Genomic DNA, 10,740 nt, shown 5'->3' with positions numbered 1-10,740 from the left:
TCGCCAGCGCCGCGCGGCGCGCCGGGCTGGGGTGGCGGCGCGGATTGGTCATGTCGAACGGGCGGGCGTCGTCGGCGATCGGCGGCAGCGGCGAGGCGGCATAGCCGGTCCGCGCCATGCCGGCGGCGGCCGGATCGAAGGCGCCGGTGCGGTCGCCCGTGCCGCTGCCGGCGCGGTCGATGGCGATCGGGCTGCCGGTCATTTCCTGCGCCTCGGCGGCCAAGCCGGTGCCGCCCGCGAGCGCGAGCGCGAGGCCCGCCGCCGGCAGCCACGCCGCGCGCGCCCTGCGGCCTCCCGCGCCGTGCTCGTTTCCCGTACCCGTTACGCCGCGACCGGACATCGACTTCTCCGCTTGCTCCCGCCCCGGACAGACCGCATCGACCGTTCCCGGCAGGGAATCGGTGACGATCTGACCACAGCCACCTGCCGGTTCAACTCACGAACACGGCAGGCGGATCCTCCGGGAGGCTCTCGCGCGCCACTTTGCCGGCGGCTGGTAAAGGCGGTGTTAAGCATGTTCGGGCCCGAGACACGGCCACGCCGGCAGCCAGCCTGCCGCCGAGGCGTCATCTTCCCTTGCCCCCACGCCCGCGATTCCTATAATCCGCGCCTTTCCTGAAAGGGGCGAGCAGACAGAATGAGCGACCTGACGGCCGGAACGGCCGCCGACCATCGACCCGTCGCCATCATCATGGGCAGCCAGTCGGACTGGGAGACCATGCGACACGCCGCCGAGACGCTGGACGCGCTCGGCATCGGTCATGACTGCCGCATCGTCTCGGCCCATCGCACGCCGGACCGCATGTATGCCTTCGCCAAGGGCGCCCGCGAGGCCGGCTACAAGGTGATCATCGCCGGTGCCGGCGGCGCGGCGCATCTGCCCGGCATGGTCGCCTCGCTCACCACCCTGCCGGTGTTCGGCGTGCCGGTGGAATCGAAGGCGCTGTCGGGCCTCGACAGCCTCTATTCCATCGTGCAGATGCCCGCCGGCATCCCGGTCGGCACCCTCGCCATCGGCAAGGCCGGGGCGACCAATGCCGGCCTGCTCGCCGCCGCCGTGCTCGCCCTCTCCGACACGGCGCTGGCGGCCCGGCTGGACGCGTGGCGCGCGGCCCGCACCGCCGCGGTGACGGAGCGGCCGGCATGAACCCCGCCCCGAAAACCCTCGCCCCCGGCGACACGGTCGGCATCCTCGGCGGCGGCCAGCTCGCCCGCATGATCGCGCTCGCCGCCGCCCCGCTCGGCCTGAAGGCGCACATCTACGCCCCGGAGGAGGCCAGCCCGGCCTTCGACGTCGCCGGCACCCACACCCGCGCCGCCTATGATGATTTCGCCGCGCTGGAGCGCTTCGCCAAGACCGTCGACGTCGTCACCTACGAATTCGAGAACGTGCCGGTCTACACTGCCGAGTTCCTCGCCCGCCACGTGCCGGTGCATCCCGGCGCGCGCGCGCTCGGCATCACCCAGGACCGGCTGGAGGAGAAGACCTTCGTCTCCCGCCTCGGCATCGAGACCGCGCCCTTCGCCGCCGTGCAGGACGAGGCGGAGCTGGAGGCGGCGCTCGGCGAGATCGGCCGGCCGGCGGTGCTGAAGACCCGCCGCTTCGGCTATGACGGCAAGGGCCAGGTGATCATCCGCGAGGGCGACGATGCCGCCGCCGCCTTCAAGGCGGTGGGCCGCCATCCCTCGATCCTGGAGGGCTTCGTGCCGTTCGAGCGCGAGGTCTCGGTGGTCGCCGCCCGCACCGAGGATGGCCGCTTCAAGGCCTACGAGGTCACCCAGAACGAGCATCGCCACCACATCCTGTTCCGTTCCACCGTTCCGGCCGAGGTCACCCCGGCGGTCGACGCGGTCTCCCGCGAGATCGCCCGCCGCATCGGCGAGGCGCTCGGCTATGTCGGCGTGTTCGCGGTCGAGATGTTCCTGGTGGTGGTGGAGGGCGCGCAAGGCGTCATCGTCAACGAGATCGCCCCGCGCGTGCACAATTCCGGCCACTGGACGCTGGACGGCGCCGTCACCAGCCAGTTCGAACAGCATGTGCGCGCCATCGCCGGCTGGCCGCTCGGCGCGGTGGAACGGCTCGGCCATGTCGAGATGACCAATCTCATCGGCGACGAGGCCGACGAGTGGCAGGCGCTGCTGGACGAGCCCGGCGCGCATCTGCACCTCTATGGCAAGGCGGAAGCCCGCCCCGGCCGCAAGATGGGCCATGTGACGCGCATCTTCGAGGAGTGACCCGCATCTTCGAGGAGTGACGGCGGCAACGCCGGCGGTTCTCCAACCCTCCCCGCGCATGGGGTGGGTCGCCGCGCCTCGCCCTCGCGCGGCGCCCTTGCGTCCGCTTCCCTTCCCGCCGGAGGGGAGATAGCCCGCCTGCCGCGAGACGCAGGCGAGCGCCGTGCTTGCGGGAACGCCCTGCGCCGCCGGCCTCACGCCGAATTGCGTGCCGGCGTTGAAATAACTCCCCCACAACGGTCGTATAGCGTGGACCTGCCCGTTACCGCCGATCGGACCGCCCATGCCCTTCCTGCGCGAAAATTCCGGCAAGCCGAGCCTTGAGAAGATCGGCGCCCTGCTGATCGTCCTGCTGCCCCTTGCCCTGCTGCTGGCGCGGGCGCTCGGCGGCGAGTTCGCCTCGCCCGACGGCGCTGGCCTCGGCGCTCCCGGCCTCGGCGCTCCGGGTCTCGGCGCTCCGGGTCTCGGCGGCCCGGGTCTTGGCGGCCCGGGTCTTGGCGGCCCGGGTCTTGGCGGCCCCGGCGCGGCGCTGGGCGGCGAGGCGGCGCTGGGGGCGCGGCCGCTGATCCAGATCATCCATTTCGTCGGCGACTGGGCGATCCGGCTGCTGCTGCTGTCGCTGGCGGTCACGCCGGCGCGGCGGCTGTTCAATTGGCCGAAGCTGCTGCTGGCGCGCCGCACGCTCGGCCTCGGCGCCGCCCTGCTCATCGGCATTCATTTCGTGGTCTATCTCGTCGACACCGGCAATCTCGCCACCGCCGCCAGCGAGATCGTGCTGCGCATCTACCTCACCATCGGCTTTGTCGCGCTGCTCGCCTTCGCCGCGCTGTCGGCGACCTCCTGGGACGGGGCGATCCGCCGGCTCGGCGCGGCGCGCTGGAACCGGCTGCACCAACTCGTCTATCCCGCCACCGCGCTCGGCCTGCTGCATTTCTTCATGCAGCAGAAGCTCGACGTCACCCAGCCGGTGCTGATGACCGGCTTCTTCGTCTGGCTGGTGGGCTGGCGGGTGATGCAGCGCCACAGTCGCGGCACCGGCCTCCTCAATCTCCTCGCGCTGGCCGCCGCCTCGGGCGTGCTCACCGCGCTGATCGAGGTCGGCTGGTACGCCGCCGCCACCGGCATCGACCCGGGGCGCGTGCTGGAGGCGAATTTCTCCTTCGCCTACGCCATCAGCCCGAGCTGGTGGGTCGCCGGCGCCGGGCTGGCGGTCGCCCTTGTCAGCGAGGTCGTCCTGCGCCTGCGCCCGCTGCCAGCCCGGCGCGCCGCCCGCGCCTGAGGCGCCCTCAGCCGACCGCCCGCGCCAGAAACGCCGCCGCCTCGTCCGGTGGCAGCGCGGTCCAGCCGTGCAGCTGGTGGCGGAACCAGGTGTCCTGCCGCTTGGCGTAGTGGCGGGTGTCGAGGATCGCCCCCTCCACCGCCGCCGCCAGCGAGACCTCCCCGGCGAGATGGCGGGCGAACCACGGCATGCCGTGTGCCTTGAGCAGGGTGCGGTCGGCCGGCAGCCCGCGCGCCAGCAGCGCCCGCGCCTCCTCCAGCGCCCCTTGCGCCATCATGGCGTGGAAACGCTCGGCGATGCGCGCGCGCAGGGCGGCGCGGTCGGTGGCGAGAAACAGCCGCACCGCGCTCTCCGGCTCCAGCACCGGCGGCTCGCCCGGCGCCTCCTGCCAGCGCGCCAGCGGGCGCCCCGTCGCCTCGAACACCTCCAGCGCCCGCATCAGCCTTTGCGTGTCGGAGGGCCGCAGCCGCGCAGCCGTCTCGGGATCGACCGCCTCCAGCCGCGCGTGCAGCGCCGGCGCGTCGAGGGCGAGGCCGCGCACGCGCGCGCGTACCTCGGCCGGAATCGCCGGAATCGGCGAGAGCCCCCGCGTCAACGCCCTGAAATAGAGCCCGGTGCCGCCGACCAGGACCGGCAGCCGCCCCTCCCGCTCCGCCTCGGCGAGAATCCGGCGGGCGTCCTCCAGCCAATGCGCGACCGAATAGTCCTCGGCGCCGTCGACATGGCCATAGAGGCGATGCGGCGCGCGCGCCTCCTCCTCCGGCGTCGGCCGCGCCGAGAGCACGCGCAGGTCGCGATAGACCTGCATCGAATCGGCGTTGATCACCGTGCCGCCGGTGCGCTCGGCCAGCGCCAGCGCCAGCGCCGACTTGCCGCTCGCGGTCGGTCCTGCGATAAGCACGGCGCGCGGGCGCGCAGGCCTCGCGGTCACGCCCGCCTCGATGTTCCCGGTTTCCATCCCGCCTTTTTGCCCGACACCGGCCCGGCGGCAAGGTCCCAGTCGCAGCCATGACCGATTCCGCTTCTCACGTCGCCGTCCTCATCGCCCATCCGTCCGCCCCGGCAGTGGACGACGCGCTCATCGCCGCCGCCCGCGCGGCGCTGCCCGCGCCCGGCGCCATCCGCCATCTCAATCCCGGCATCGCCGCCGAGATCGGCTGCTCCGGCGGGGCCGACATCGCGGCGATTCGCGCGGCGCTGGCCGACGCCCCGGTCGATGTCGCGCTGCTGCCGGCGCAGGGGCGGCGCAAGTCGCTTTTTCTCGCCGACATGGATTCCACCATGATCGGACAGGAATGCATCGACGAACTGGCCGATCATGCCGGCATGAAGGCGCATGTCGCCGCCATCACCGAGCGCGCCATGCGCGGCGAGATCGCCTTCGAGCCGGCGCTGCGCGAGCGCGTGGCGCTGCTAAAGGGCCTGCCGCTCGCCGTGGTCGACACGGTGATCGCCGAGCGCATCCGCCTCACCCCGGGCGGCACCGCGCTGGTGCGCACCATGAAGGCGCATGGCGCCCGCACCCTGCTGGTTTCCGGCGGCTTCACCCTGTTCACCCGGCAGGTGGCGGCGATGATCGGCTTCGACGCCCACCGCGCCAATGTGCTCGTCGCCGATGCCGGCAGTTTCGCCGGCCTGGTCGAGGAGCCGATCCTCGGCCGCGAGGCCAAGCTGGCCGCGCTGATCGAGTGGCGCACCGCCCTCGGCCTCGCCGCTGACGACACGCTGGCGGTCGGCGACGGCGCCAACGACCTCGCCATGATCGGCGAGGCCGGCCTCGGCGTCGCCTATCACGCCAAGCCGGCGGTGGCGGCGGCGGCGCAGGTGCGCATCGACCATGGCGACCTCACCGCCCTGCTCTATCTCCAGGGCTACGCCGCCGACGAGTTCGTCGACGCCTGACGCGCCTCACGGCGCCAGCGGCGGCAGGATGATCGGGCTGCGCAGCGGGTCGTCGGGAATGTCGATCGGCGGCGCCAGCGGCGGCGCGGCGCTGCCCGGCGCCAGCGCGCCCGGCGGCGAATACTGGCCGTAATAGGATTGCGGCGTCAGCGGCCGGGCCGGGTTGGCCCGCATTGGGTCGGCCCGGGTCGGGTTGGCCGGCGCGGGGGCCTGGCGCGGTGCCGGGGCCTGGCGCGGCGCCGGGGGCACGGCGCGCGGTGTCGCCTGCGGGGCCGGCGCGGGGGCGGGCCGGCGCACCGAGGCGGCGTCGGTGGCCTCGCCGCCATTGGTCAGCGGCGTGCGGCCATATTCCGCCTCCAGCCGCTTGGTCTCCCGCTCCAGCGCCCGCATGTTGATGGCGGAACTCAGCGCGGTGAGGTCGAAGCGCTTCACCGGCGCGGCGAGCGGCCCGCGCCACTGCACCGCGGCGGCCGGCGCCGCCGGCAGGCCGGCAGCGGCGACGTCCTGCATTTCCAGCGTCGCCTCGAAGCTGAAGGCGGGAACGTCGAACGAGCCCGACAGCCCGAAGCGCTGGTCGCCCACCGTCAGCCGGGCGGCACTGGAGCGCGCCACCCCATCGACGACGCTCACCGCGCTCTCGGCCCGCGCCAGCCGCAGCGGCTCCCGCGCCAGCCCGTCGCTGAGCAGTTGCGCCAGCCTCTGCTGGTCCGGCGGCGGCCCGCGCTCGGTCGCCAGCATCACATATTGCAGCGCCTGCGGGTCGCTCCGGTCGATTTCCAGCCCTTCCACCGCGAGGCTGCCCTGACCCTGCAGCTGGCTCGCCAGCGCGAAGGGCGAAGTGCCGCGGCCGGTAACGTCGAGCGTCGCGCTCACCCGGCCGCGCAGAGCGGGCTGCGCCACCCCGGCGGCGGCGAGCAGGGCGGCGCCATCGGCCTCGCTCAGCGCCAGCCGGCCGTCGAACTGCACGCTGTCGCCGGCACGCGCGAGGTTGAACCGGCCGGTGAACCGCCCGCCGGCCAGCGTGCCGGTGGCGCTCTGTACCGAAAGCCGCCCCTCGGCGAGCCGGGCCTCGACCTTGGCCTCACTGAGCGCCAGCCCGCCGGGAAGATCGAACCGTCCCACGCCGAGCGTCACCTCGGCCGCCAGCGCCCCCAGCGCCGCCGGGCCGAACCGGCCCCGTGGCCATCCCTCCGCCGCGCTGTCGGCGGGCACGCCGACAGCGAGCCCCAGCGCCCTCGCCACGCTCCAGTTCGGCGTGGACAGTTCGGCCTTGATCGGCTCGCCCGGCGTGTAGCCGAACCCGCCGTCGAGCCGCTGCCCGCCCAGCGTGCCGGAAAGGTCCTTGATCCACCAGCTCTCGCCGTCGCGGCCGAGTGCGCCAGTGAACCGCGCCGGCACCGGGCCGGGGCCGGCCGCCGCCAGTTGCGGCAGCAGCGCCGCGAGATCGGCGCTGTCCAGCGTCAGCGCGAGGTCGGGATCGAGCCGGCCGGCGGCATCCAGCGCCGCCGTGCCCCGGCCGCGCAGCCGTGCCCCGGCGATATCGAGCGTGGCGTCGATCCGCCCGTCGAGGTCGAGCGCGAGCTGCGCCGTGCCGAGGCCGCGCCGCAACCCGGGCACGCCGAACCCGGTGAGCACCGCGCTGCCGTCGCGCGCCTCGATCCGGACCCGGCCGCCGAGCTTGCCGTCGGCGCCGAACGCGACCTTTCCGCTGCCGGACAGCCCGCCGAGCCGGCCGCTGGCGTCGAGCGTGGTGCGCCCGGCCTGCGTGGCCAGCGCGACGGTGAGGTCCACCGGCGCGAGGCTGGCCTGCGTCGCCGCGAGAAAGGGTTCGATCTGCGTCAGGCCGAAAGCGCGGGCCAGCGCCGGCAACCCGTCGGCGCGCTTGCCCGAGAGCCTGGCGTCGAAGCGGCCATCGCCGGTGCCGTCGGCGCCGTCGCCATCGCCGCCCAGCGTCGCCAGCCGGCCCGCGCCGGTGAGGTCGAGCCCGGCGAAATTCCCGATCGCCAGCCGCTCGATGCCGAGCCCGTCGGCGCCGCCCTTGAGGATGATGTCGAGGCTCCCGGCGCTGGCGCCGGCGAAGCGCACCTGCCGGCCGCTGAGACTGAGATTGAGGTCGATCGCCTCCATGCCGAGCCCGACCAGCCGCCGCGCCGGCGGCAGCAGCGTGTCGAGGTCGACGTCGGAGGTGGTCAGCACGGCGTCGACCCGCCCGCGCGCGTCACCGGCGGGAAGCGTGTAGGCGGCGGTGCCGGCGAAGCGGCTGTCGCCGGCGGCGAGGTCGAGCTTGTCGAGCGCGACACCGCCGGCGCTCACGCTCAGCTCGGCGGAAAGCCGCGCCGCGCCGGCCGGCAGGCTGGCGACGACGCCGGGGGAGTGCGGCGCCGCCCAGGCGACGAATGCCGGCAGGTCCTGCGCTTCCAGCACCACCGTGCCGCCGAACAGCGCCGCGTGCGGGTCGCCACTGCCGGCGACCCGCGGCAGGTTGCCGGACAGCGCGATCTTGGCCCCGCCGGGCAGCCGTGCCTCCAGCGTCCGGGCGCGCCAGCCGCCCGGCGACCAGTCGAGCCCGGCCTTCACGTCGCGCGCCGCCGCCCCGGCCAGCAGGACGTTGTCGCTCGACAGGTCGAGCGACCCGCTCACCGCGACATCGGCGAGCGGCACCAGCAGGCGGGCCAGCGCGTCGGTCGCCGCCAGCGGCGTCGCCCCGCCGGTCATGGCGCCGAGATCGAGCTGGCGCGCCGACAAGGTGAGGTCGAGCCGCGATTCCGGGTGGCCGGGGCTCGCCCCCACCAGCCGGGCCGAGCCGGACAGCGCCACCGGCCGCTCGGCCGCCTCCAGGGTCAGGCTCAGGCCGCTGGCGGCCACCGCCTGCGGCGTCGCCTCCACCGTTCCCGACAGGCTCCACGCCTTCAGCACGTCTCCGGCCGGCACGACACCGGCCGGCGGCGCGGCGCGCACCAGCGCGGCCCGGCCGCGAAAGCCCGGCGTCCCGCCGGCAAGGCTCAGCACCCCGTCGGCGTCGATGCTCAGCGGCGAACCCACATTCTGCGCCCCGAGCCGCATCTTGGCGGTGCCGTCGGCGGCGAACTGGGCGAGGTTGAGCCGCACCCGGCGACGCAGGCCGGCGGCATTGGCCTCGCCCTCCAGCCGCACCGGGCCGGTCGGCCCGCCGACCTCGCCGGCAACGTCCACATCGTCGAGCTTGAACGTGCGCTCATTGGCCCGGTCGATGATCTCGAACGCGCCGTCGGTGACCGCCAGCGAGGCGATGCTGAAACCGGTCGGCCGTGTGACCCCGGTGGGCAGGGAAAGCCGGCCCGACGTGTCGATCACGAGGCGCGCGCGCGGTCGCACCAGGCTGACATGGTCGGCGATCACCTCGCCGCGCATCAGCGCCCCGAGATTGAGCCGGCCGGAAAATTCGGCCGCCGTCATGCCGGTGCCGCCGCCATCGACGCCGATCGACACGTCGCGCAGCACCACCCGGGGCGTCGGCAGGATCTGCGCGTCGATCGCCCCGCTGATCACCACGGGCACGCCGAGCGTGCGCGCCGCCTGCGCCTCGAAGGTCGAGCGCCATTGCGTCCAGTCGACCACGAGCGGCGCCGCGAAGGCCGCCGCAACGGCCAGTATGATGGCGCCCGCAATCGTCAGCAGCAGGTTCTGCACGCTTCTCCTCCGGCCTCGCGGCCCGGCCCCCGCCCCCCTGGCGGCTGCCCCGGCACTCTACGCGAGATTGTCGATGATTCCTGCGTTCCCCACGCCGGGCGCACGGCGTGAATTGAGGCAGCGCCCGCCCGGTCGGCGGGGCCGCCGCGATCGGTTCAGGGCAATATCTTGCCCGGGTTCATGATGTTCCACGGGTCCAGCGCCTGTTTGATCGCCCGCATCGCCTCGACGGTGGCGGCACCGTGCTCGGCTTCCATATATTTGCGCTTCCCCTGCCCGACGCCGTGCTCGCCGGTGGCGGTGCCGCCCATGGCCAGCGCCCGCTTGACCATGCGGGAGATGAAGTCCTGCGCCTTGGCGACATCGTGCGGGTCGCTCATGTCGACCAGCGTGACGGTGTGGAAATTGCCGTCGCCGACATGGCCGACGATCGGCGCCAGCATGCCCATCTCCTCGATGTCGCGCTTGGTCTCGTCGACGCATTCGGCGAGGCGCGAAAGCGGCACGCACACATCGGTGGCCAGCGCCTTGGCGCCGGGCTTCAGCGGCAGGCAGGCCCAGTAGGCGTCGTGCCGCGCCTGCCAGAGCTTCGTGCGGTCCTCCGGACGCGTCGCCCAGACGAAGTCGCCCCCGCCACATTCCGCCGCGATCTCGCCGAACCGCGCCGCCTGCTCGTGCACGCTGGCCTCGGTGCCATGGAACTCCACGAACAGGGTGGGCTGCTCGGCGAGGTCGAGCTTCGAATAGGCGTTGCAGGCCCGCACCTGCACCTCGTCGAGCAGTTCGATCCGCGCCACCGGCAGGCCGGACTGGATGGTGAGGATCACCGCGTCGCAGGCGGCGCGGACGGTGGGGAAGGCGCAGACGCCGGCGGAAATCGCCTCCGGTATGCCGGCCAGCCGCAGCGTCAGGCTGGTGATGATGCCGAGCGTGCCCTCCGCCCCGACCAGCAGCCGGGTCAGGTCGTAGCCGGCGGCGGATTTCTTCGCCCGCCGCGCGGTGGTGATCACCTCGCCATTGGCCAGCACGGCGGTCAGCGCGATCACATTGTCCTTCATCGTGCCGTAGCGCACCGCATTGGTGCCGGAGGCGCGGGTGGAGGCCATGCCGCCGAGCGAGGCGTCGGCGCCTGGGTCGATCGAGAAGAACAGGCCGGCATCGCGCAGATGCTCGTTGAGCTGCTTGCGCGTGACCCCCGGCTCGACCACGCAGTCGAGGTCCTCGGGATGCACCGACAGCACCCGGTTCATGCGCGAGAGGTCGACCGAGATGCCGCCTTCCGGCGCGTTCACCTGCCCCTCCAGCGAGGAGCCGGTGCCGAAGGCGATCACCGGCACGCCGCGCCGCGCGCAGGCGCGCACGACAATTTGAACCTCCTGCGTGCTCTCCACGAATACCACCGCGTCCGGCGCCTCGTTGGCGAGCCAGGTGATGGAGTTGGCGTGCTGCTCGCGGATCGCCCGCCCGGTGCTGAGCCGATCGCCGAAATGCGTGGAGAGCTCGGCAATTACCTCGCCCACGGGCGTGCCTTCCGGCAGCGTCGCGGGGCGCTCCTCGACCACGTTTTCCATCCCGCCCTCCATGCTGTTTTCGTTCCCCTGCCGCCCGGCGCCCCTCGCATATACCTTATCGTCCGGCGCCGCGACTCCCACCGC

7 protein-coding genes and 1 pseudogene are annotated in these 10,740 nt (G+C 73.5%); 4 read left to right on the top strand and 4 right to left on the bottom strand.

All coding sequences use genetic code 11. The features are described from left to right. A pseudogene (locus KHC23_RS24465) lies at positions 1 to 340 on the bottom strand (hypothetical protein); the annotation flags it as partial. 297 nt (positions 341 to 637) lie between these two features. Here KHC23_RS24465 and purE point away from each other — a divergent pair. From purE to KHC23_RS16515, 3 genes are all read left to right on the top strand, one after another. Beyond that, positions 638 to 1,147: a 5-(carboxyamino)imidazole ribonucleotide mutase gene (purE, locus tag KHC23_RS16525; RefSeq protein ID WP_213373830.1), complete on the top strand. Its 510-nt coding sequence runs from the start codon at positions 638 to 640 to the stop codon at positions 1,145 to 1,147. Beyond that, a complete protein-coding gene (locus KHC23_RS16520) occupies positions 1,144 to 2,235 on the top strand; it encodes a 5-(carboxyamino)imidazole ribonucleotide synthase (RefSeq protein WP_213373828.1) in 1,092 nt (363 codons plus the stop codon). Before purE ends, KHC23_RS16520 begins: the two co-directional genes overlap by 4 nt. A 283-nt stretch (positions 2,236 to 2,518) precedes the next feature. Further along, positions 2,519 to 3,514, top strand: coding sequence for a protein-methionine-sulfoxide reductase heme-binding subunit MsrQ (locus tag KHC23_RS16515; RefSeq protein WP_213373826.1), 996 nt, complete (start codon positions 2,519 to 2,521; stop codon positions 3,512 to 3,514). A gap of 7 nt (positions 3,515 to 3,521) precedes the next feature. Here the strand turns inward: KHC23_RS16515 and miaA are convergent, their stop codons facing one another. Further along, positions 3,522 to 4,472: a tRNA (adenosine(37)-N6)-dimethylallyltransferase MiaA gene (miaA, locus tag KHC23_RS16510; protein ID WP_213373824.1), complete on the bottom strand. Its 951-nt coding sequence runs from the start codon at positions 4,470 to 4,472 to the stop codon at positions 3,522 to 3,524. Positions 4,473 to 4,522: 50 nt separating this feature from the next. On the opposite strand from miaA, the gene serB reads away from it, so the two are divergent. Further along, complete coding sequence (gene serB, locus KHC23_RS16505; protein WP_213373822.1) at positions 4,523 to 5,416, top strand: phosphoserine phosphatase SerB; 894 nt, start codon at positions 4,523 to 4,525, stop codon at positions 5,414 to 5,416. 6 nt (positions 5,417 to 5,422) lie between these two features. On the opposite strand, the gene KHC23_RS16500 is transcribed toward serB, so the two are convergent. Continuing rightward, positions 5,423 to 9,085, bottom strand: coding sequence for an AsmA family protein (locus tag KHC23_RS16500; protein WP_213373820.1), 3,663 nt, complete (start codon positions 9,083 to 9,085; stop codon positions 5,423 to 5,425). Positions 9,086 to 9,240: 155 nt separating this feature from the next. Then, positions 9,241 to 10,656 (bottom strand): FAD-binding oxidoreductase, encoded by a 1,416-nt coding sequence (locus KHC23_RS16495; RefSeq protein WP_213373818.1) that lies wholly within the window; start codon positions 10,654 to 10,656, stop codon positions 9,241 to 9,243. Positions 10,657 to 10,740 lie beyond the last annotated feature (84 nt).

The organism is Ancylobacter dichloromethanicus (genome assembly GCF_018390645.1).
GTDB classification, from domain to species: domain Bacteria; phylum Pseudomonadota; class Alphaproteobacteria; order Rhizobiales; family Xanthobacteraceae; genus Ancylobacter; species Ancylobacter dichloromethanicus.
The sequence above is the reverse complement of the archived record's forward strand: the minus strand, read 5'-3'. Positions and strand labels throughout refer to the sequence as shown.

Coding starts and splice junctions, on each gene's coding strand:
- purE (WP_213373830.1), top strand. CDS start 638: ATGAGCGACCTGACGGCCGGAACGGCCGCCGACCATCGACCCGTCGCC.
- KHC23_RS16495 (WP_213373818.1), bottom strand. CDS start 10,656: ATGGAAAACGTGGTCGAGGAGCGCCCCGCGACGCTGCCGGAAGGCACG.
- serB (WP_213373822.1), top strand. CDS start 4,523: ATGACCGATTCCGCTTCTCACGTCGCCGTCCTCATCGCCCATCCGTCC.
- KHC23_RS16520 (WP_213373828.1), top strand. CDS start 1,144: ATGAACCCCGCCCCGAAAACCCTCGCCCCCGGCGACACGGTCGGCATC.
- miaA (WP_213373824.1), bottom strand. CDS start 4,472: ATGGAAACCGGGAACATCGAGGCGGGCGTGACCGCGAGGCCTGCGCGC.
- KHC23_RS16515 (WP_213373826.1), top strand. CDS start 2,519: ATGCCCTTCCTGCGCGAAAATTCCGGCAAGCCGAGCCTTGAGAAGATC.